This window comes from Microbacterium sp. Soil_C_42 (assembly GCF_057656735.1).
Genome location: NZ_JBDGJU010000012.1, coordinates 1 through 19,642, shown reverse-complemented (window position 1 = coordinate 19,642; position 19,642 = coordinate 1). Strand labels below are relative to the sequence as shown.

The 19,642-nt window shown below is 65.3% G+C and carries 22 protein-coding genes; 8 read left to right on the top strand and 14 right to left on the bottom strand.

The genetic code is table 11. From position 1 onward, the window contains the following. Positions 1-5: 5 nt before the first annotated feature. The 10 genes from paaE to AC3A46_RS09400 form a co-directional block, all read right to left on the bottom strand. Positions 6-1,196: a 1,2-phenylacetyl-CoA epoxidase subunit PaaE gene (gene paaE, locus AC3A46_RS09445; protein ID WP_487664944.1), complete on the bottom strand. Its 1,191-nt coding sequence runs from the start codon at positions 1,194-1,196 to the stop codon at positions 6-8. Then, complete coding sequence (gene paaD / locus AC3A46_RS09440; RefSeq protein WP_487664943.1) at positions 1,196-1,687, bottom strand: 1,2-phenylacetyl-CoA epoxidase subunit PaaD; 492 nt, start codon at positions 1,685-1,687, stop codon at positions 1,196-1,198. The genes paaE and paaD overlap by 1 nt, the downstream gene beginning before the upstream one ends. Continuing rightward, positions 1,681-2,514, bottom strand: a complete 834-nt coding sequence (gene paaC, locus AC3A46_RS09435; protein ID WP_487664942.1) for a 1,2-phenylacetyl-CoA epoxidase subunit PaaC — start codon at positions 2,512-2,514, stop codon at positions 1,681-1,683. The genes paaD and paaC overlap by 7 nt, the downstream gene beginning before the upstream one ends. Then, positions 2,511-2,816 (bottom strand): 1,2-phenylacetyl-CoA epoxidase subunit PaaB, encoded by a 306-nt coding sequence (gene paaB, locus AC3A46_RS09430; RefSeq protein ID WP_487664941.1) that lies wholly within the window; start codon positions 2,814-2,816, stop codon positions 2,511-2,513. Before paaB ends, paaC begins: the two co-directional genes overlap by 4 nt. Next, positions 2,813-3,784 (bottom strand): 1,2-phenylacetyl-CoA epoxidase subunit PaaA, encoded by a 972-nt coding sequence (gene paaA / locus AC3A46_RS09425; RefSeq protein ID WP_487664940.1) that lies wholly within the window; start codon positions 3,782-3,784, stop codon positions 2,813-2,815. The genes paaB and paaA overlap by 4 nt, the downstream gene beginning before the upstream one ends. Positions 3,785-3,851: 67 nt before the next feature. Continuing rightward, positions 3,852-4,262, bottom strand: coding sequence for a hydroxyphenylacetyl-CoA thioesterase PaaI (paaI, locus tag AC3A46_RS09420; RefSeq protein ID WP_487664939.1), 411 nt, complete (start codon positions 4,260-4,262; stop codon positions 3,852-3,854). Between the two features lie 17 nt (positions 4,263-4,279). Beyond that, complete coding sequence (gene paaZ / locus AC3A46_RS09415; protein ID WP_487664938.1) at positions 4,280-6,370, bottom strand: phenylacetic acid degradation bifunctional protein PaaZ; 2,091 nt, start codon at positions 6,368-6,370, stop codon at positions 4,280-4,282. Beyond that, entirely contained in the window at positions 6,370-7,221 is an 852-nt protein-coding gene (locus AC3A46_RS09410; protein WP_487664937.1) for a 3-hydroxyacyl-CoA dehydrogenase family protein, read from the bottom strand. Before AC3A46_RS09410 ends, paaZ begins: the two co-directional genes overlap by 1 nt. After that, the gene (locus AC3A46_RS09405; protein ID WP_487664936.1) at positions 7,218-7,955 is read right to left on the bottom strand and encodes an enoyl-CoA hydratase/isomerase family protein; all 738 of its coding nucleotides are present in this window, start codon (positions 7,953-7,955) and stop codon (positions 7,218-7,220) included. Before AC3A46_RS09405 ends, AC3A46_RS09410 begins: the two co-directional genes overlap by 4 nt. Next, positions 7,948-9,138, bottom strand: a complete 1,191-nt coding sequence (locus AC3A46_RS09400) for a thiolase family protein (protein WP_487665027.1) — start codon at positions 9,136-9,138, stop codon at positions 7,948-7,950. Before AC3A46_RS09400 ends, AC3A46_RS09405 begins: the two co-directional genes overlap by 8 nt. Before the next feature lie 128 nt (positions 9,139-9,266). Between AC3A46_RS09400 and AC3A46_RS09395 the strand changes: the two genes are divergently transcribed. Continuing rightward, positions 9,267-9,884: a TetR/AcrR family transcriptional regulator gene (locus AC3A46_RS09395; protein ID WP_487664935.1), complete on the top strand. Its 618-nt coding sequence runs from the start codon at positions 9,267-9,269 to the stop codon at positions 9,882-9,884. A 137-nt stretch (positions 9,885-10,021) separates the two neighbouring features. Here the strand turns inward: AC3A46_RS09395 and AC3A46_RS09390 are convergent, their stop codons facing one another. From AC3A46_RS09390 to pdhA, 3 genes are read right to left on the bottom strand one after another with little or no spacing between them, the layout of a single operon-like run. Continuing rightward, positions 10,022-11,449 (bottom strand): dihydrolipoamide acetyltransferase family protein, encoded by a 1,428-nt coding sequence (locus AC3A46_RS09390; protein WP_487664934.1) that lies wholly within the window; start codon positions 11,447-11,449, stop codon positions 10,022-10,024. Then, the gene (locus AC3A46_RS09385) at positions 11,449-12,471 is read right to left on the bottom strand and encodes an alpha-ketoacid dehydrogenase subunit beta (protein WP_487664933.1); all 1,023 of its coding nucleotides are present in this window, start codon (positions 12,469-12,471) and stop codon (positions 11,449-11,451) included. Before AC3A46_RS09385 ends, AC3A46_RS09390 begins: the two co-directional genes overlap by 1 nt. A gap of 1 nt (position 12,472) precedes the next feature. Continuing rightward, positions 12,473-13,561 carry a pyruvate dehydrogenase (acetyl-transferring) E1 component subunit alpha gene (gene pdhA / locus AC3A46_RS09380; RefSeq protein WP_487664932.1) on the bottom strand — a complete coding sequence of 363 codons (1,089 nt, stop codon included), beginning with the start codon at positions 13,559-13,561 and terminating at the stop codon, positions 12,473-12,475. A gap of 154 nt (positions 13,562-13,715) precedes the next feature. On the opposite strand from pdhA, the gene AC3A46_RS09375 reads away from it, so the two are divergent. Further along, on the top strand, positions 13,716-14,195 hold the full coding sequence (locus tag AC3A46_RS09375) for an Lrp/AsnC family transcriptional regulator (RefSeq protein WP_487664931.1): 480 nt from the start codon (positions 13,716-13,718) through the stop codon (positions 14,193-14,195). An 11-nt stretch (positions 14,196-14,206) separates the two neighbouring features. Further along, on the top strand, positions 14,207-14,608 hold the full coding sequence (locus AC3A46_RS09370) for a PaaI family thioesterase (RefSeq protein WP_487664930.1): 402 nt from the start codon (positions 14,207-14,209) through the stop codon (positions 14,606-14,608). 614 nt (positions 14,609-15,222) lie between these two features. Here the strand turns inward: AC3A46_RS09370 and AC3A46_RS09365 are convergent. Beyond that, complete coding sequence (locus tag AC3A46_RS09365; protein WP_487664929.1) at positions 15,223-15,546, bottom strand: winged helix-turn-helix transcriptional regulator; 324 nt, start codon at positions 15,544-15,546, stop codon at positions 15,223-15,225. Between the two features lie 384 nt (positions 15,547-15,930). On the opposite strand from AC3A46_RS09365, the gene AC3A46_RS09360 reads away from it, so the two are divergent. The 5 genes from AC3A46_RS09360 to AC3A46_RS09340 form a co-directional block, all read left to right on the top strand. Further along, positions 15,931-16,665 carry a hypothetical protein gene (locus tag AC3A46_RS09360; RefSeq protein ID WP_487664928.1) on the top strand — a complete coding sequence of 245 codons (735 nt, stop codon included), beginning with the start codon at positions 15,931-15,933 and terminating at the stop codon, positions 16,663-16,665. A 1-nt stretch (position 16,666) separates the two neighbouring features. Next, positions 16,667-17,278 carry a M23 family metallopeptidase gene (locus AC3A46_RS09355; protein ID WP_487664927.1) on the top strand — a complete coding sequence of 204 codons (612 nt, stop codon included), beginning with the start codon at positions 16,667-16,669 and terminating at the stop codon, positions 17,276-17,278. A 21-nt stretch (positions 17,279-17,299) separates the two neighbouring features. Then, the gene (locus AC3A46_RS09350) at positions 17,300-17,596 is read left to right on the top strand and encodes a hypothetical protein (RefSeq protein ID WP_487664215.1); all 297 of its coding nucleotides are present in this window, start codon (positions 17,300-17,302) and stop codon (positions 17,594-17,596) included. 14 nt (positions 17,597-17,610) lie between these two features. Next, positions 17,611-19,053, top strand: a complete 1,443-nt coding sequence (locus tag AC3A46_RS09345) for a hypothetical protein (protein WP_487664926.1) — start codon at positions 17,611-17,613, stop codon at positions 19,051-19,053. Then, positions 19,050-19,642 (top strand): SCO6880 family protein (locus tag AC3A46_RS09340; protein WP_487664925.1); only part of this gene is annotated, 593 nt, incomplete at its 3' end. The genes AC3A46_RS09345 and AC3A46_RS09340, both read left to right, overlap by 4 nt.

Below are 19,642 nucleotides of genomic sequence, written 5' to 3'. Positions count from 1 at the left end.
TTCTCCTAGACGTCGTAGTCGACGGTGACCTTGTCAGAGGTGGGGTGTGACTGGCAGGTGAGCACGTAGCCGCGCTCGAGTTCGTCCGGTTCGAGAGCGTAGTTCTCGGTCATGTTCACCGATCCGGCTACAACGCGGGCGCGACAGGTTCCGCAGACGCCGCCGGCGCAAGCGAAGGGGACATCGGGTCGCACACGGAGTGCGGCGTTCAGGATCGACTCGCGTGCACTCACCGGACTTTGCACGCTGCCCGACTGACCGTCCAGCGTGAAGTCGATGGTGAACACCGGCTCGTCCGCGCGGACCACGACGGGGCGGCCGTCGTTACCTTCCGGCCGGTTGTTCTCGCCCGTGGTGAACAGCTCGTAGCGGACATGCTCCCTGGCGATGCCGATGTCTTCGAGCGTGTCTCGACAGAGTTGGACGAGGTCGAACGGACCGCAGAGGAACCACTCGTCCACCGTCTCCGGAAGCACAAGATGCTCGAGAATGGTCCGGAGTTTCTCCTCGTCGATCCGTCCAGAGAGAACCGGCGCAGATCGTTGCTCGCGCGAAAGCACGTGGTGTACTGCGATTCGGGTGGGGTACCGATCTTTCAGATCGGAAAGGTCGTCCAGGAACATGACATCGAGGGTCGACCGGTTGGTATAGACGAGAGTGAACCGCGAACTGGCCGACCGGGCCAGAACCGTCGAGGCCAGCGCCATCATCGGCGTGATCCCAGAACCTGCCGCGATACCGACGACGTGCGCATCGTCAAGCGCATCGAGAGACGAGGTGAAAGTCCCCTGCGGACTCATCACATCGAGCGTTTCCCCGACCTGCAGTTCAGTCTGCGCCCACGTGGAGAACATTCCTCCGAGATCTCGCTTGATAGCAACGCTGATGGAACCTGGTGCTGGGGGACGGCACAGCGAATACGAGCGGCGAATCTCCTTCCCGTCCAACCGCGCGCGAAGCGCAACGTATTGGCCGGGAAGGTAGTGATAGTCCTCGTGCAGTTTGGCTGGAACCTGGAAGGTCACTTCGACGGAGTCCGCGGTGAGTGGACGTACTTCGGAGACCTTCAGTGGGTGGAATCTGGCGCGCTTGCGCGCCTTCGCGGTCGGCCCGCCTACAGCACTATTGAGGAACGCCTCCGCGATCTCCTCAGCGGTCTCCGAGGTGGCCGACGAGCCGATGTTCGTTGCGGGCATCAATGCACCTTGAAATGATCGAAGGGCTCGAGACAGGCGCGGCACTCGTACAGCGCCTTGCAGGATGTCGAGCCAAAGCGGGAAACTTCGCGAGTATTGAGCGATCCGCATCGCGGACAGCGGACGCCGAGCTCCAACTTGATAGGTCCAACGGGGCGCGAGCCCGTCGGCGGAGCGATCCCGTACTCGATCAGCTTCCGCTTGCCGTCCTCGCTCATCCAGTCGGTCGTCCATGCCGGACTCAGCGTCATGTGGACGTCGACGTCGTCGTAGCCGGCGGCAGTGAGGGCGAGCGTGACATCGTCACGAATGGTGCCCATCGCGGGACACCCGGAGTAGGTCGGGGTGATGGTGACGACAACGTGGTCATCCTGCACCGCGACGTCGCGGAGGATACCTAGGTCCTCAATCGTTAAGACAGGAACCTCCGGGTCGCACACCGCGGCGGCGATCTCCCACGCCCGCTGCGAGGCATCCGCGACCGTCACCATGTCGCACCTGGGTGCGCACGGGCAAGACTCTGCATCTCGGCGAGGATGTAGCCGAGGGTCGCGAAATGCTTACCGTGGCGTCCCCCAGCCATCGAGGGTTGAACGACAGGAAGGTCGAGCTCCGCTTCGGCGAACACGGCCGCGATGACGTCGTCGAACCCGGCGCGCAACGACGACGGCCGCACGGCGACGCCATCAAGCTTGTCGATCAGAGGATCGTCGCGAAAGACTTCATCAACATACGGCCACACCTCACCGAATGCTCGGATGATGCGTCGGCGCGATTCGTCGGTGCCACCAGCAAGGCGAAGCGTCCACTGGACAGCGTGATCCCGGTGGTATTCAACTTCCTTGACGGACTTCGCGGCGATCGCGGCGAGCGTCTCGTCGGATGAGTGCTGAAGCGCGGTGTACAGCTCGTACTGGTAGACGGAGGCAACCAGTTGTCGTGCGATCGTCTGCGCGAAATCGCCGTTCGGCTGCTCAAACAGCCACGCACTGCGGAACTCCGGCTCATCGCGCAAGTAGGCGAGGTCGTCTTCGGAGCGGCCATCGGCTGAGCCGGCGTAGTGAAGAAGCGAGCGGGCATGACCGAGGATGTCCAGTGCGATGTTCCCGAGCGCGACGTCTTCCTCAAGTTCGGGCGCGCGCGCGATCCATCCGCCGAGCTGCTGCGACAGGATCAGCGCGTCGTCGCCGAGCCACAGCGCGTACTCCGCGACGTCGGCAGATGCGGCGGCACCGCCGGCACCCGCGAGTTCAGCGGAGAGCTGCACCGAATCGACGGTGACATCGCCATGAGGATCGAAGTCGGTGTCGACACTCATAGGTGAGGCACCCCCTCAGATGCCGTGTAGTAGACGGCGTGGCGGTAATTCTTGCCGGCGGGGCTCTCGAAGAACGCGCCCTTTGAGTCGGGGTCGCTCGTGGTGATCGCGTCCGCGGGCACGACCCACACGCTCGTGCCCTCGCCGCGCCGGGTGTAGAGGTCGCGTGCGTTGCGCAGGGCGAACTCGGCGTCGGGGGCGTGCAACGAGCCTGCGTGCACGTGGCTGAGCCCGCGGCTCGCGCGCACGAAAACCTCCCACAGCGGCCAGGACTCACGCTCGGAAGCGCCGGGAGTGGTCATGCTGCTACCGCCTTCAGGCTCTGCTTGCGGGCGTACTCCGCCGCCGCCTCGCGCACCCAGGCGCCCTCCTCGTGGGCGTTGCGGCGGTTCCGAAGACGCTCCGCATTCATCGGACCGCGCCCAGCAAGAACCTCGAAGAACTCAGTCCAGTCGATCTCACTGAAGTCGTACTGCTTGGTCTCCTCGTTCCAACGAAGGTTCGGATCCGGCAGCGTGACACCGAGCACCTCTGCCTGGGGCACCAGCATCCCGACGAACCGCTGCCGAAGCTCATCGTTCGAGAAGCGCTTGATCTTCCACGCCATCGACTGCGCCGAGTTCGGCGACTCGTCGTCAGGCGGCCCGAACATCATGAGCGACGGCCAGTACCACCGGTTCACGGCATCCTGCGCCATCTCCCGCTGCGCAGGCGTGCCCTTCATGAGCGACAGCAGGATCTCGAAGCCCTGCCGCTGGTGGAACGACTCCTCTTTGCACACGCGCACCATCGCGCGCCCGTACGGACCGTAGGACGCGCGGCACAGCGGCACCTGGTTGCAGATTGCGGCGCCGTCCACGAGCCAGCCGATCGCGCCCATGTCGGCCCACGTCGGCGTCGGGTAGTTGAAGATCGACGAGTACTTCGCCTTGCCGTCGATGAGCTGCTGCGTCATCTCATCACGGGTGATACCGAGGGTCTGCGCGGCGGAGTACAGGTAGAGGCCATGGCCGGCCTCATCCTGCACCTTGGCCATCAGGATCGCCTTGCGCTTGAGGCTCGGAGCGCGGCTGATCCAGTTGCCCTCGGGCTGCATGCCGATGATCTCGGAGTGCGCGTGCTGCGAGATCTGCCTGATCAGCGTCTTGCGGTAGGCGTCTGGCATCCAGTCCCGCGGCTCGATCCGCTGCTCAGCGGCAATCAACGCGTCGAATCGTTCCTGGTCGGCCACGTCGCCATTGAGCGTCGTGAGCGTGGGTGCTTCGGTCATCATCGACTCCTCATTTACAGACCGTTCGTTCAGTTAGTGTACCCTGGGCGCCGGTTGACACGCAACGTCAGTCGCCGCGGCCCCCTGCGGACGTGGCGTTGCCATCGATGACCTGGTTAGTGATCAGTGAGCGGCCACGGAACTCAGCGACGATGTCTCCGAGATCGTCGGAGACAGTCACGTCATATAGACCGTTGCGGCCGTTCACCAATCTCCGAATCGCGTGAGCCGTGAGGACCTGTCCGGCGCGGGTCGCCTTGAGGAAGGAGATGTCCGCGCCCGCGGCGACGGTCACCCTGTCGTCCTCATTGCACGCGATCGCGAACGCGGTGTCCGCCAGCGCGAAAACGTAGCCACCGTGCGTGATCTCGAATCCGTTGGTCATGTCTTCGCGGATCGTCATTGACACCACGGCCTCGCCGGGTTCGTCCAACTCGACCTGTACCCCCATCGCGATGGACGCACGGTCTCGCGTCATCATCCTCCGCGGCGACGTCATGCTCTGACCAGTTTCGACGTAGCGTCAGTCTGCGCATCGACCGTCTTGGCGACGAGCGTGAGCACGTCATACTGCGCGACGATCTCGTCTCGCTGGTTATGGATGACGGCGTCCCAGCGGACCTCGCCGTACTCGTCGGTCTCGCGAGGCGTGATCTGCTTCGCAGTCAGGGTGACGCGGATGTCGTCACCCGGTGAGACGGGCGTGAGGAAGCGAAGGTTCTCGAGACCGTAGTTGGCCAGCACGGGTCCGGGCTCCGGATCGACAAACAGTCCGGCTGCCCACGACACGAGGAGGTAACCGTGAGCGACTCTGCCGGGGAAGAAGGGGTTCGCGGTAGCGGCCTCTTCGTCCATGTGCGCGTAGAACGTGTCTCCGGTGGATTCGGCGAACTCTTCGATGTCGGCGAGTGTCACTTCACGCAGACCGGATCGCACCTGGTCGCCGATGCGCAACTCGGCCAGGGACTTCCGGAACGGGTGCTCACCCTCAGCATCGGTGGCGGCGCCGGAATGCCAGACGCCGGTGACGGCGGTGAGGATTTCGGGGGATCCCTGGACGGCAGTCCGCTGCATGTGGTGGAGGACCGCGCGGATTCCGCCCAGTTCCTCACCTCCGCCCGCGCGACCGGGGCCGCCGTGGACGAGGTGCGGCACGGGCGAGCCGTGTCCTGTCGAGGTGCGGGCGTTCTCGCGGCTCAGGAAGAGAATGCGGCCGTTGTAGGCGCCGATCGAGTTGATGAGCTCGACGGCAACGCGGGGATCGTTCGTGGCGACGCTCGTCACCAGAGAACCGCCGCCACGACCAACCAGCTCTGCCGCTTCATCCAATGTGTTGTAAGCCAGGACGCTGGCTACGGGGCCAAACGCCTCGACGTCGTGCACTGCTTCGGTCCGCGGGTCATCAAAGCCGATGAGGAGCGGTGCGATGAACGCGCCCGCCGGCGCGAGACCGACGGATCCATCCGACAAGGTGACCTCGGGAGCGTCCGTGGTGCCGAGAAGGACCTTGCCCCCGGCCGCCTGCAGCTTCGCAACTTGGCTGAGGACCTCGTCGCGCTGCTCCGTGGAGACCAGAGGCCCCATCGTGACGTTCTCTGCGTGGGGGTCACCGAGAACCACACGCTCAGCGATCTTCTGTCGCACTGCGTCCACGAGGGCGTCCACGCTCCCCGCGGGCACGATAGCCCGCCGGATCGCCGTGCACTTCTGCCCGGCTTTGGTCGTGAGTTCCACCAGCAGCTGCTTCACGTACGCGTCGAACTCGGGGGTGCCGGGCACGGCGTCCGGGCCGAGAACCGACGCGTTGATCGAATCTGTCTCGCGAGTGAAGCGGACCCCGTCAGGGCACTGCGCCTGAAGCTTCACCGCGGTGCTTGCGCTGCCGGTGAAAGCAACAAGATCGCCGAGGCGAAGGTTCTCGAACAGACCAGGAAGACTTCCCGACACCAACTGAAGAGAGCCGGCCGGGAGCAGCCCGGAATTCACCAGGATACGCACCCACGCCTCGGCGATGTACCCCGTCGGGGTAGCGGGCTTCACGATGGTGGGGACGCCGGCGAGGAAGGCCGGTGCGAACTTCTCCAACGCACCCCAGATCGGGAAGTTGAAGGCGTTGATCTGCACTGCGACACCGGGCAGCCGCGTGTAGACATGCTGCCCGAGGAAGGAACCGTCCTTCGACAGCGGCTCAGCAGTCCCGTCCACATATACCTGGGAGTTGGGAAGCTCCCGACGCCCTTTAGAGGAGTAGGTGAACAGCACGCCGATCCCACCATCCACGTCGCTGAGAGAGTCACGAACCGTGGCACCCGAGTGCTTGGAGAGGTCGTAAAGATCCTCCTTGTGGGCGCTCAGCGCGAGAGCGAACTGCTTGAGCAGCAGTGCACGCTGATGGAAAGTGAGCTCACCAAGGCTGCGCTGGCCGACTGTGCGCGCGTAATCGAGCGCGCCGACGAGATCGATGCCTTCGGAACTCACGTGGGCGATCACCTCGCCCGTCGATGCGTCGCGGACCTCGTTGGCACGAACGTCACCTTCCGGCGACCACCACTGTTCCTGCAGGTAGCTGGGGAGGATGTGGGACATCAGTCGCTCCATTCATAGAATCCGCGGCCGCTCTTGCGGCCAAGATGACCGGCGCCCACCATGCGCCGAAGCAGTTCCGGCGGGGCGAACCGCTCACCGAGCTTCGCGTGAAGCTCTTCGGCGATGCCGAGTCGTACGTCCAGACCGACGATGTCGGTGGTGCGAAGTGGTCCGGTGGGATGGCGGTATCCGCGCTCCATCGCCGTGTCAATGTCTGCGGCAGAGGCGACACCCTCCTCCACCATCCGAATGGCCTCGAGCGCCAGCGCGACGCCGAGCCTGCTGGAAGCGAAGCCCGGCGAATCGTTGACAACGACCGGAGCCTTGCCGAGCGCGGAAACCCATTCGCGGGCCGCGAGCGCAAGGTCGTCGGCCGTGGCGGAGCCGATCACGATCTCGACCAGTGTGGAGGCCGGCACAGGGTTGAAGAAGTGCAGTCCGAGGAACCGGTCAGGGCGAGCCAGAGCGGTGGCCAGATCGTCGATCGAGATGGAGGAGGTGTTGCTGGCAAGGGCGGCCCCAGGAGCGAGAACCGCCTCAGCGCGGCGGAGGGCGTCGATCTTTACTTCTCGATCCTCGAACACCGCCTCGATGACCAGGTCCGATTTGGCAACCTCGTCGTAATCGGTGGCGATGGCGAATGCGCCCTCTAGCGATTCAAGCGAGCGCTCGGTCGCCCCTTTGGAGACAGTGCGGTTCAGGCTGGCGAGGATCCGCTCGCCCGCTGCGTGGCCGGAGTCTGGATCGCGTTCGATAATGGTGACGCGAGATCCCGCGAGCACGAAAGCGTGTGCGATCCCAGCGCCCATGCGACCGCCGCCGATTACTCCGACACAAGCGGGAGCGGTCATGACTTTCTCCGTTCCAGGAACGCCGTCATCCGGCGATGCTTCTCGGGCGATTCGAACAACTCGGCCTGCAGCTCGAGCTCGATGCCCGGGTGTGAGCCGGCGGGTGCAAGAAGCGCCCGCTTCGTGTAGATGGTCGCCAGTGTGTCGTTGGCCGCGACGCGTTCCGCGATGGCCACTGCCGCCTCCATCAGTGTTTCGGGCGGGTGGATCGCGGAGAGCAGGCCCCAAGCGAGCGCATCTTCCGCACCGAGCACTCGGCCGGTGTAGAGCAATTCACTGGCGCGCGCTTCGCCGACGATCTCGGGGAGCCGCCAGGTGGCGCCGGCCGCGGCGATGATGCCCAGGCCCGTCTCGGGGTTCCCGATCTTCGTCGAGGGAGTACCGATGCGGATGTCCGCGGCGTACGCGAGTTCGGCGCCGCCGCCCAGGGCGTACCCTTCGACAGCTGCGATGACGGGCATCGGCAGCTGACGGATGCGGCGGAAGATCGTGGTGTTGATTCCGCGTCTGGCGTCCTCGGCGGTGCGGTCACGCAACTGCGCGATGTCGGCGCCGGACGCGAAGATCCCGCCCGCGCCTGCGAGGATCAGCACCCGCGGTGTGGCTTCCAGGTCGGCGCAGAGCTCGTGAAGCTGATCCACTAGCGCCTGGTCGATGGCATTGCGCACCTCCGGGCGGTTGAGCACCGCGACGACGTGACCCGGCGAGGGCTCGACGAGCAAAGAGTCAGGCATCGACGCGCTCGATGATCATTGCTGCGCCCTGGCCCACGCCCACGCACATCGTCGCCAGCCCGTAGCGCGCGTGCTCGCGCTCCATACGGCCGAGGAGCGTCACCAGCAGGCGGCAACCACTCGAGCCCAGCGGATGTCCGAGAGCGATCGCGCCGCCATCCACGTTGACGATTTCCGGGTCCAGGCCGAGCCGACGCATTGACGCGAGCGACTGTGTGGCGAACGCCTCGTTCAGCTCCACCGCTCCGATATCGCCGATGCTCAGACCGGCCTTAGCCAATGCCTTCTCGGTCGCAGGGACAGGTCCAAGTCCCATGATCTCCGGGGCGAGCGCGGCCGACGTGGATGTGACGATGCGTGCTCGCGGAACCAGACCGTAAGCCTCCACGGCTGAAGCGCTCGCGACGACCACTGCCGAGGCGCCGTCGTTGAGCGAGCTGGAATTGCCAGCAGTCACTACCGAACCGCCGGCGACGACAGGCCGCAGTCCGGCGAGCACCTCGAGCGAAGTGTCGCGGCGTGGCCCCTCATCCGTGTGTACCTCGCCCTTCGGCGTGTCGACGACGACGATCTCCTGCGCGAATCGGCCTGCGTCGATTGCGGCGATCGCGCGCTGATGACTCTGCATGGCGAACTTGTCGGCATCCTCCCGCGTCACGCCGTCAACACGCGCAACCTCTTCGGCGGTCTCGGGCATTGAGTAAGTCGCCTTGTCGCGCGCGATGAGGGTCTTGTTGGGGAATCGCCAACCGATCGACGTGTCGAAGGTCTCGCCCGGCTTGGCCCACGGACGCTCCGGTTTCGCCTGGACCCACGGGGCCCTCGTCATCGACTCGACGCCACCGGCGACCAGCAAGTCAGCATCGCCGGCACGAATCGCCTGTCCCGCCATGCCGACTGCGGACATACCCGAGGCACACAGCCGATTGACCGTGATTCCAGGAACCGTGTCCGGAAGGCCCGCGAGCAGCGCAGCCATGCGTGCCACATTCCGGTTATCCTCGCCAGCCTGGTTCGCCGCACCGAAGATGATCTCGTCGATCTTCTCTGCAGGGACCCCGGCCCGCTCGACCAGTTCGCGCACGACGAGCGCAGCAAGGTCATCCGGACGGACCGCGGAAAGGGCGCCGCCATAGCGACCGACCGGCGTACGCACGCCACCGACGAGAAACGCCTCGGACATCTTCATCCTCTCTGCTCGCCCAGGACCAGAGTTCCCAAACGATCGTTCAGTATTGTCTCAGACTTGCGCGGGATCGAGCAAGTCGGCTGCAGGGTTGAAGCGGCCTTGAGAAATGGGAGACTCGAATGATGAGTCAACAGGCGAGCACGCAGGCGGTCGAGCAGGTACGGCGTGGTCGTCCTGGATATGACCGCGACGAGGTACTTCGTGTCGCGGTGTCGCTCTTCAATGAGCACGGATACGACGCGACCTCGGTAGCGGATCTCGCGTCTCGACTTGGTCTCACCAAATCGGCGCTGTATCACCACTTCACGTCGAAGGAGGAGCTGCTCTCGATTGCGCTGGACTCCGCGCTGACCAGCCTTGAGGCTGTTCTCGACCAGGATGGCGCCCGTTCCGGATCCGCCTACGACCGGCTTCGTCATGTCATCTCGGGAGCTGTGGCCGTGTTGGTCAGCCATCTTCCCGAGGTGACGCTGTTGCTGCGTGTCCGGGGCAACAGCGACGTTGAGTTGAAGGCCCTCGAACGCCGACGCGTCTTCGACCACCACGTGACAGAGCTGGTTGCCGCGGCGCAATCCGAAGACGCCCTGCGCCGGGACATCGATGCCTCCACTGCCACTCGGCTGATATTCGGCATGCTGAACTCGGTGGTGGAGTGGTTCCGTCCGGGTGGCACGTCCGATAGCGGTCGCCTCGCACATGACCTTCTTGCGGTCGCCCTCGACGGCCTCCGAGCCCGCTGATCCAGCCAGCCGAACCGCGTGCGCGACGGCGCGTACGACCAGGCGGAACAGTTGCCGCGGGTCAACTCCGACTGGCATAGCCTTCCCCAGGGACTCTAACCCCCTGCGCGGAAGGCGGCGGTCCAATAGCCAGACCTTCAAAGGCGGGGGAAGAGCGAGGCTGGCCGCTCGATGGAATTGACGATGTGCCGGATGAACCCAGCGGCATAGCCGCCGTCGCACACACGGTGATCGAACACCAGCGAGATCTGCACAATCCGGCGAGCGACAATCGCTCCGTCGACGACCCAGGGTCGCTCGATCATGCGCCCCACTCCGAGAATTGCGACCTCGGGGTGGTTGATCACGGCCGCTGAGCCATCCACACCCAGTGACCCGTAGTTGTTGAGGGTGAAGGTGGAGCCGCGGAGCCGTTCTGGCGGAAGTTGACCTGCTTTCGCCTCCCCCGCGAGAGCCTTCAGCTGCGCATCGAGTTCAGCGACGGTCATGCGGCCAGCTGCCGGGATCACCGGCACAACCAGACCTCGGTCGGTGTCGGCGGCGACTCCGAGGTTGACACCGTCGTACCGGATGATCTCCTGGGCATCTTCCGTGAGGCGCGATGCGAGCAGCGGGTAGTCGGCGAGAGCGAGAAGCGTGAATCGAGCGAGCAGCGCGGTGAACGACGGTGGCTTCTGGCCCGTCTCCCCCACCATGAGCGCGCGCATCGTCCACAGGTCGGTTGCGTCGACGTCTACCCAGACGGTGGCTTCGGGAATCTCCGAACGACTGCGGGACATCTTGGCGCTGACGGCCCGTCGAAGCATTGACATCCGTTCCCGCCCCGCTTCAGCGGGCAGTTCGCCGACCGCTGGCTCGGAAGCGCTCTGACGAGCAGCGGATGGCGCTACACCCCTGCTCAGAGCGGGCGCATCAGCCGTCGCAACGCGCAGGATGTCGCCGCGTGTAAGCACTCCATCGGCGCTCGTGGGTTCGATGGATCCCAAGTCGACACCGAGATCGCGAGCCAGTCGGCGCAGCAGCGGAGACCGGACGGGGATGCGCGGCTTGGCAGTGGGTAGCTTCGCCGCTTCCTCCGAGACGGGTGTTGGCGCAGGAGGCGATTGGCCGTTCACGGGACGAGCGTTGTGCTTCGGGGCCCGTGCGCGCCGACGGACGGCGCCCGCTCCCGCGGACGTGCCGTAGCCGATGAGGACGTTGCCGGAGCCGGCCTGCTCCTCTTCCCTATACGCTTCGATCTCAACTTTCGCGGCAGGCTCGGTCTCAGCCGTGGTCGTTGCGGGTCCCTGAGACGCGGCGGGAGCGGCGGGTCCGGAGCCGTCGTCGACCTCGATCACAGGCTGGCCGACAGCGATGGTGTCGCCCGGAGCTCCGTGGAGCGCGACGACAACCCCGGGGAATGGGGACGGTAGCTCGACCACGCTCTTGGCAGTTTCCACCTCGGCGATGGCCTGGTCCAGGGCGATTGTGTCGCCGACGTTCACGAGCCACGAAACGAGTTCAGCCTCCGTTAGTCCCTCACCGAGGTCGGGCAGGCGGAAGACCCGTGCGGTAGCGGTCGCCATCAGTCGTCCTCCCAATTGAGCGTGTCGATCGCGTCGAGAATCCTGTCGACGTCGGGGAGGTAGAAGTGCTCGAGCTTCGGCGGGGCGAAAGGCACGTCGAAGCCGGTGACCCGCCGCACGGGCGCCTCTAGGAACTCGAAGCAGTGCTCGGACACTCGCGCGGCGAGTTCCGACGCGACCGAGACGTAGCCGGGAGCCTCCGACACGACGACTGCTCTCCCGGTCGACTGCACGGCGCGCATGATCGTCTCGTCGTCGCACGGTGCGAGCGAGCGGATGTCAACGACCTGAACGCTCCTGCCTTCTCCTTCCGCTACAGCGGCGGCGTCGAGGGCAATCGACACCGACGATCCGTAGGTGAGGATCGTGACGTCGGTGCCCGGGCGCGCGATCCGCGCGGTGCGGAGGTCGTCGATGCGAGTTGTGTCGACTTCGCCCTTCGACCAATACAGCTTCTTGGGCTCAAGGAAGACGACGGGGTCAGGGGACCGGACGGCAGCACGCAGCAGGCTGTATGCGTCCTGAGGGTTCGATGGAGCCACGACAGTCAGCCCGGCAGTGTGTGCGTAATACGCCTCGGACGAATCGCAGTGATGCTCAACACCTCCGATTCCACCTCCGAACGGGATGCGGATCACGATAGGCAGGCGGACGCGACCCTTCGTTCGGTTGGCGAGCTTGGCGACATGGCTGACTACCTGTTCGAACGCGGGGTAGGCGAACGCGTCGAACTGCATCTCGACTACGGGCCGCATGCCGTTCATGGCCATACCCACCGCGGTCCCGATGATGCCCGACTCGGCAAGCGGAGTGTCGAAGCAGCGGTCCTCGCCGAATCGGGCTGTGAGTCCGTCGGTGATCCGGAAGACACCGCCCAGGGCTCCCACGTCCTCGCCGAAGATCACAACCGACGGATCCAGCTCAAGCTCGTCGGCGAGTGCTCGGTTCAGGGCACCGGCCATGGTCATCGTCACGGGGGCCGGGGCCAGCGTCTCTGCGGGCGCAGTGTCGGTTAGCGTCATCTCACGCCTCCTGTCTGGCAAGCTCGTCCAGCACGATCTGGCGCTGGGCGACGAGCTGCGGGGTCGGTTCGGCGTATACGTACTCGAACAAGTCGTGGGGGTCTGGGATGCTTTCCGCGTTCATGGCGTCCCGGAGTGCGGCCGCCGTCTCCTCAGCGACCTTGGTGAACTCTTCCTCGACCTCCGCCGTCAGAAGACCCTCGCCACGCAGGTAGGCCTCCATGCGCAGGATGGGGTCGCGGGCGAGCCACGCCTTGACCTCGTCGCGCTCTCGGTACCGAGTGTCGTCGTCGGCGTTGGTGTGGGCCTGCATTCGGTACGTGTGTGCCTCGACGAGCGTGGGCCCTTCGCCGTTGCGAGCCCGCTGCACCGCTTCACCCAGAACAGCTAGCAGAGCAGCGAGGTCGTTTCCATCGACCCGCTCGCCTTGGATGCCGTAGCCGATGGCTTTGTGCGCAAGCGACGGAGCGGCGGTCTGACGGGCCAGCGGGACCGAGATCGCGAACTCGTTGTTCTGGACGAAGAAAACCACGGGCAACTTGAAGACGGCAGCGAAGTTAAGCGCCTCGTGGAAGTCGCCTTCGCTGGTAGCGCCGTCGCCACACATCGCCAAGACGATGCCGTCCTCGCCCCTCATCTTCGATGCGTGAGCCACGCCGACCCCGTGCAGCAGCTGAGTTGCCAAGGGTGTCGCCTGCGGTGCCACCTTGTGCTCGTAGGGGTCATACCCCGAATGCCAATCCCCTTTCAGCAGCACAAGCGTCTCGGCCGGAGAAACGCCCCTCGAGATGACGGTGACCGAGTCGCGATAGGTGGGGAACAGCCAGTCCTCTTCTCCGAGGACGAGAGCAGCAGCGACCTGACAGGCTTCCTGACCGTGCGACGACGGGTAAACCGCCAGCCGCCCCTGACGGACCAGGGCGTTGCACTGTTCGTTGATGCGGCGTCCGCGGACGAGCTCTCCGTACGCGGCCACAAGCGCGTCCGCGTCGGGCAGGGCGTAGCCGCGGCCAGCCTTCTTCTTGCCCTTGGCGTCGATGAGCTGGACGGGCGTGGCCCGCGGCAGCAGATCTTCGTTGATCGTCGTCACTTGGTCTCCCGTTTTTGCGCTAGACGTACTCCATCCAGCGTGCGCGAGACGTAGACCATCGCTGCTATCGAAGACGAAAACCAAGACAAATCTCGCTACTAGTGCGGAACAGATGGCATAGTGTCCAGATCAACGCACGCGAAGGGGTCAAGAAATGTCCATCAGCCTGGACACCGTCGATCGCGCCATCCTTCTGATCTTGAGGCGAGATGCAAGGACTTCCATCGCCGCTCTCGCGCACGAGGTCAACGTGTCCCGCGCAAGTGCGTACGCACGCGTCAAACGGATGACTGATGCTCACGTGATCGTGGGGTACGGAGTGCGCACTGATCCCGTCCTTGAGGGCAACCATTCCTCGGCCTACGTTGCACTCTCGGTGGACCAGTCGCAATGGCAGGACATCAGACGACGTTTGGTCGACCTGCCCGAGGTGGAACACGTCGCCCTCGTTGGCGGCGAGTTCGATGTGATGGTGCTCGTGCGAGCGCGCGACAACCGAGATCTACGGAGGGTCATCCTGGAACAGGTCCAGGGTGTGCCCGGCGTGAAGTCGTCAAGAACCTCGCTCATATTCGAGGACTTCGATGCACACGCGATACGCGAACCGCAGGTTGCGACGATCGAAGACCAGTAGGGTCTGCTCTCATGTCCCATCAGCTTTGGACCATCACCCTCGGTGAACTCGACCTGAAACTCGGGATTGAAGTCGTGTCCCAATCTCTCGAAGAGGTTGTCACCAGGATGCCCGTCTCTGGCAACACGCAGTCGCTGGGTCGCCTCCACGGCGGTGCCAGTGCAGCGCTCGCAGAGGCAACGGGCTCCTGGGCGGCGATGATCCACGCGAGCCGGTATGGCAAAGTCTGCGTCGGCGTCGATCTGAGTATCACCCACCACCGGGGCGCGCGTGACGGAACACTTGACGCACGCGCCACCCCCCTTTACGCGGGCAGCCGTATCGCGACGTTTGAGGTCGCGATCACCCACGGCCAGGCGGGAAGGATCGCGACCGCGAGAATCACAAACCTCCTGATCGATCCTGAATCGTGAGAAGCGGCGGCGCGACCGCCCATATCTCGCGATCCGCGATATCGAGCCGCAGGTACATCGGCGTCACCAACACCCCCTCCATTGCCCCCACAGATCCTCGCCCCTCCATCGCCGGTGCCATCATCGTCATAGGCGGAGGCAAAGCGACCCTCACCGTCACCGTGAGGAACGAAGCCTCGGCGCCGATCACGCTCACGATTCAGTCGGACTTTGGGTCGAAGTCGGCCGGACCGGTCGAAACGGGCAAGGGCACGAGCCACGCACTCGCCACGCGTGTCTCTTCACTCGCCGTCGGCACGATAACGGTGACCTCGTCCGGCACTGTCGGAGGCGAGCTACTCAGCGCCCAGCAATCGGCGTCATCTACGGCGCGTAACTGCTCACACGAGGACTGGAGGGCCGGCGACGCGGACCCTCCAGCCCTCACTGGTGCGACCCAAGACACGCAGACAGGGCCTCGATACGCCCGGGAGCAACGATGAGGCACGCAGGACGGCACGAAGTGCGCAAGCTGTCGCGCCTGGGCACCCCACCCACCAACGACAGACCCCGGAAATCCGGGGTCTTCGTCTGCAACAGCAGCGGGCCTGAACTCGCGACCTCACGCTTTGGTCTTAGAACTCGCCAATCGCCGTCCCCAGACGAAGGTACAGGTCAGTGACCGCTTCGTTGTTGACCCGGTACCTCACCCACACTCCACCGCGAGATTGGCCCTCGCTCATCGGAGGGTCGGCGATGACGAGTCCCGCGGTCTCCAGCTCGACAAGCCGGGGATGGATGGTGGTGGGGCCGAGTGCCAGGGCGTCGCAGATCGGCTTCATCGTGGTGTCCGGGTTGGCACGCACATAGCGCAGGATCGCGGCCTTGACGAGGTTGCCCAAGAGCGCGATGGGTTCTTCGGCCTCTTCGGAACCGGCGGGTTGCGCGAGTCGGGGCATGACGCCATTGTGCCGCGCCGACCAGGTGTCGGTCCAGCAATCCATCCCGTTTAGTTGTTTACTTCTAAACCATCTCGTTATACCGTATGGCTCATGTTCGGACACCACGCACCCATTCGATCAGCCAGACGGTCGATTGAACGCGTCGTGTCCCCCGAACGGCGGACAGACATCGGCCTGATGGCAGGTCTAAAATTCGGCGCTGGTGCTACCCTGCGAGCCCACTCCTCCCCAAGTGCATCTATGCGCGGAGTTATACACAATCTCCTGATTCTGGAGACCGCCGGTAGCGGGGTCGTGCGTAGACTGCGTGCACGGCGACCGTCCCCCAGCGCGTCCCGTCCGCGCACGGTTGCCGTCCTGAATGATCAGGAGGGCTGACTGGTGACGACGAACCGGACGTCAGGACGCCGCGGACTCGTGTGGGCCATCGTCGGCGGCCTCGTCCTCATCGCCGGTCTCGTGGCGATCGTTGTCAGTTCGCTCCTCGCACAGCCCGCGCCCGGTCCGACCGGAAGCGGCTCACCCCCGTCGAGCGACCCAACGTCGACCACGCCGCCGTCGACGCGTGACGTCGTCGACGCGTCGGTCGTGGATCAAGGCTGGCTTCCGGAGCCGATCGCGACGGACCGCGAGCTGTACATCCGCGCCGCCCTCGAAGCTGCGGCGACATTCGACACCACGAAGAGCACCCGAGAAGAATGGCTCGACTACCTCGACACCTGGTTCACCCCCGACACCCGCTACACCTCGGAAGCAGACCAGCAAGCCGCGATGGAGGCGTCCCAAGTCGAGTTCCGGACCGGCGTGGTTCTCCCCGAAGAGGAGTGGGGCTCTCTCGCAAGTGAAGACGGGCGTGTGGTCGCAACGACCACGGGTGAGGTCGTGTACGTGCCAGTGACGGACGACACGTCGGCTGACATGTCGATCGGCACGTCGGATGTGACGTTGACGTTCACCCGATCCGACGGCAGCGGCGGGGAAACGTCGTACGAAGAGCAGGTGCGGGTCAGCGTGCAGGTGCTGTGCGGTCCGGGGTCGGTGCCGACACCGGATTCCGCGCAGCAGGCGGGCGATTGCAAGGTGGTCCGCTACTTCACGGAGCCGTTGGAGCCCTGACATGGGAGCCCCGGTGATCGCCGCCGCCGCCCTCAACTCGAGGACTGGCCGGAAGATCCTGACAGGGGCCCTCCTCCTCACCACCGTCGTCGTCGTGCTGCTCCTGACCCCGCTCGTTGCGGTCCCCTTCGCTCTGGCCGGCAATGCCGCCACCACGATCCCGGCGAAGGTCGACGCCGCCCCCGCAGCGAGCGGGGAGTGGGGCTTCCCGCTGGCCGGCGGGTATTCGAAGGGCCGCGGATTCGGATACAACCCGGTGCAAGGCTGCAGCTACTGCTCCACGAACCACCAGGGCTACGACATGGCGCAGGGCTGCGGCGCCACCATCTACGCGGCAGGACCAGGTCGTGTGATCACCGCGGGGTCGTGGCAGGGCTACGGGAACGCGGTCCGCATCGATCACGGTGGCGAGCTCGTCACGCTCTACGGGCACATGCAATGGGGATCACTGCGCGTGTCGGTCGGCGACGAGGTCGCCGCGGGGACACCGCTGGGGGCGGAGGGCAACACCGGCAAGTCGTTCGGCTGCCATCTGCATTTCGAAGTTCAGAAGTCCGGAACTCCGGTAGATCCGGAGCCGTTCATGGCCGGCCACGGCCTGCAGCTGAAGTAGCAACTAGCAAGGAGTATCCCCATGCGCACACATATCGTTCCGGGTGATGTCGACGTTCCCGACATCCAACCGGACTTCTCCGCCCCGTTCTTCCAAGGCTTCCAGGTCGTCGCGTCCTACATCCTGGCCGGCGCGATGCTGGTGGTGCTGATCATGTTGATCATCGCGGGCGCTGCGCTGGCGTTCCGCGGCCTGGCGAACGATCGGGTGCGGACGTGGGCGGGCGAGAACATCCTGTGGATCTTCATCGCCGCCGCCGTGCTCGGCGCCGCATCTGGGCTGTTCGCCTGGTTCGTGAACTTCGACTTCGGATTCTGATGAACCTCCGGTGGGTGCTCCGTCTCGGCGTCGTCACCGGCCTCGCGATCTTGCTCGGATCCGGCACTGCCGCGAATGCGGCCGTGGTCGAGGCTGCGGCACCAGTGTCGATGGCCAGCGTGACAGGAGAACCGTGGTCGGCCCCGGCAGCGCCAGTCGACTGCCAGACCGCCAGCGGACAAGTCACCTGCACTCCCACGGATCCGAACGAGGTCACACCGCAACAGTGCTTCATGGGGGTGTCGATGAGTGGGACGAGCGCAACCGTCTGCACAACTTATGAGGGACACATCCAAGCAATCCAGGCAGACGGCGGCCGAGCGCTCACCGTGAAGTACGGGTGCAGTCTCGGCGATGCGGTGTGCCTCACGTTTGAGAACGCGGGGCGGGGGATGGCGTTGACGGCGACCGGGGTGATGTTCCTGGTGGCGGACAACATGCGGTTCGACACGTCGACGTTGTTGTGGTCGGCGGCGGTGGATCAGTGGTCGTTCTGGCAGTGGGCGATCCTGATCATCACGTTCGGGGCGATGGTGTGGGCGATCGCCGCCGCCGTCGTCTCCGGCGACCGGGATGAGCTGGTTGGCGCGCTGGTGCGGACGTTTATCGCGATCCCGGCGGTGCCGCTCACGTTGTGGCTGACCGGGCATCTGTTGAACGCGGTCGATGACATGACCTGGTACATCCTCAACGGCGACGGGCCGGCGTCGTTGTATTCGACGTTGCAGTCGGTGATGTGGGCGGGCGGGCAGGCGAACTACTTCTTCGCGTTCCTGATCCACGGGCTGCTGATGCTGGGGATGTTCTTACTGATGTTGGTGTTCGCGTTCCGCAACATCGCCCTGGCCGCGCTCATCATGGTCGGCCCGGTCGCGTGGATGCTGTTCCCGGTGCGCCGCATCGGCCCGCAGTGGGTCGTCGGATACCTGTCCGCGGTGATGGTGCTGCTGCTGACCGCGCCGCTCACGATCGGGTTCGTCACGCTCATCGTGCAGGGTCTTGCGTCGGTGAAGACGATCTGGAATCCGCAGTCGTGGCCGCTGCTGATCGGTCTGGTGCTGGTGGCGTTTGCGCCGTTCGCGATCTTCGGGCTGTTCAGCTTCACGGGCGCGGCTGCCGCCGACAGCATCGGCTCCCGGCTCGGTTCCCACGGTGGCCGGATGGCCGCGAACGGTGCCCGCGGGGTCGCCGCCATCCCCACCCGCCTCGGGGGCCTCCCATCTGGCATCCGCCCGCCCGGCACCGGACCGTCGTCGAGCGGACCCGCTGGCAAGCCGGCGTCCGCGCGGTCCGGGCAGGCGACCGCGCCCCGGGGTGCTGCCGCTCCCGCGCAGGGCCGTACGCCTGCCCCGGGCGGTGGCCGGCCGTCGACGCCGTCCACCCAGGGGTCTCAGACGATGAGGCCGCCGTCGTCACCGTCACCGCAACCGCCTCGAGCTGAGGGGAGCCCGTCATGAGCACCACACCTGATTACCTTCGTCCGGTGCGGTTGCCGCGCCGGTCCCGGCAAGGCGTCGTCATGGGCATGGACGGATCCCAGATCGCCTTCCTCACCGCCGCCGCCCTCGTCGTGCTGATCTTCGTGAACCGGTTCGGGCCGCTCGGCCTCCTCTACGGCGCCCCGCTGTACCTACTTTTTGGGATCACCGCGCTCACCAGCATCCACGGCGTCTCCACCCCACGGATGGCGGGGCTGTGGCTCATGAAGCAGGTCCGCCACACCGCCGGCGCCACCACCCAGACCTTCCGCCCCGAACAGCCGCGACTGACCGGGACGTTGAACCTGCCGGGGACTCGCGCGTCGATCCAGCTGTGGGACAGCAACGGGACGGCCGCGGCGTACAACCCGCATGACCGGTCCGTGAGCGTGATTACGGAGCTTGAGGTGCAGGGGTTCCTGATGCACGACCTGCCGGAGCGGTTCGACCTGGCCGAGCAGTTCGACCGGGTCCTCGGGCCGTTCACGCAACGGCCGGGGGTGAAGCGGGTGACGCTGCAGGAACGCACCCTGCCGACCACGATCCGTGCCGCGCGGGAGCATTACGA

What these genes read in the sequence shown, in the direction of transcription:
- paaE (WP_487664944.1), bottom strand. Translation starts at nt 1,196, where the DNA reads ATGCCCGCAACGAACATCGGCTCGTCGGCCACCTCGGAGACCGCTGAG.
- paaD (WP_487664943.1), bottom strand. Translation starts at nt 1,687, where the DNA reads ATGGTGACGGTCGCGGATGCCTCGCAGCGGGCGTGGGAGATCGCCGCC.
- paaC (WP_487664942.1), bottom strand. Translation starts at nt 2,514, where the DNA reads ATGAGTGTCGACACCGACTTCGATCCTCATGGCGATGTCACCGTCGAT.
- paaB (WP_487664941.1), bottom strand. Translation starts at nt 2,816, where the DNA reads ATGACCACTCCCGGCGCTTCCGAGCGTGAGTCCTGGCCGCTGTGGGAG.
- paaA (WP_487664940.1), bottom strand. Translation starts at nt 3,784, where the DNA reads ATGACCGAAGCACCCACGCTCACGACGCTCAATGGCGACGTGGCCGAC.
- paaI (WP_487664939.1), bottom strand. Translation starts at nt 4,262, where the DNA reads ATGACGCGAGACCGTGCGTCCATCGCGATGGGGGTACAGGTCGAGTTG.
- paaZ (WP_487664938.1), bottom strand. Translation starts at nt 6,370, where the DNA reads ATGTCCCACATCCTCCCCAGCTACCTGCAGGAACAGTGGTGGTCGCCG.
- AC3A46_RS09410 (WP_487664937.1), bottom strand. Translation starts at nt 7,221, where the DNA reads ATGACCGCTCCCGCTTGTGTCGGAGTAATCGGCGGCGGTCGCATGGGC.
- AC3A46_RS09405 (WP_487664936.1), bottom strand. Translation starts at nt 7,955, where the DNA reads ATGCCTGACTCTTTGCTCGTCGAGCCCTCGCCGGGTCACGTCGTCGCG.
- AC3A46_RS09400 (WP_487665027.1), bottom strand. Translation starts at nt 9,138, where the DNA reads ATGTCCGAGGCGTTTCTCGTCGGTGGCGTGCGTACGCCGGTCGGTCGC.
- AC3A46_RS09395 (WP_487664935.1), top strand. Translation starts at nt 9,267, where the DNA reads ATGAGTCAACAGGCGAGCACGCAGGCGGTCGAGCAGGTACGGCGTGGT.
- AC3A46_RS09390 (WP_487664934.1), bottom strand. Translation starts at nt 11,449, where the DNA reads ATGGCGACCGCTACCGCACGGGTCTTCCGCCTGCCCGACCTCGGTGAG.
- AC3A46_RS09385 (WP_487664933.1), bottom strand. Translation starts at nt 12,471, where the DNA reads ATGACGCTAACCGACACTGCGCCCGCAGAGACGCTGGCCCCGGCCCCC.
- AC3A46_RS09375 (WP_487664931.1), top strand. Translation starts at nt 13,716, where the DNA reads ATGTCCATCAGCCTGGACACCGTCGATCGCGCCATCCTTCTGATCTTG.
- AC3A46_RS09370 (WP_487664930.1), top strand. Translation starts at nt 14,207, where the DNA reads ATGTCCCATCAGCTTTGGACCATCACCCTCGGTGAACTCGACCTGAAA.
- AC3A46_RS09365 (WP_487664929.1), bottom strand. Translation starts at nt 15,546, where the DNA reads ATGCCCCGACTCGCGCAACCCGCCGGTTCCGAAGAGGCCGAAGAACCC.
- AC3A46_RS09355 (WP_487664927.1), top strand. Translation starts at nt 16,667, where the DNA reads ATGGGAGCCCCGGTGATCGCCGCCGCCGCCCTCAACTCGAGGACTGGC.
- AC3A46_RS09350 (WP_487664215.1), top strand. Translation starts at nt 17,300, where the DNA reads ATGCGCACACATATCGTTCCGGGTGATGTCGACGTTCCCGACATCCAA.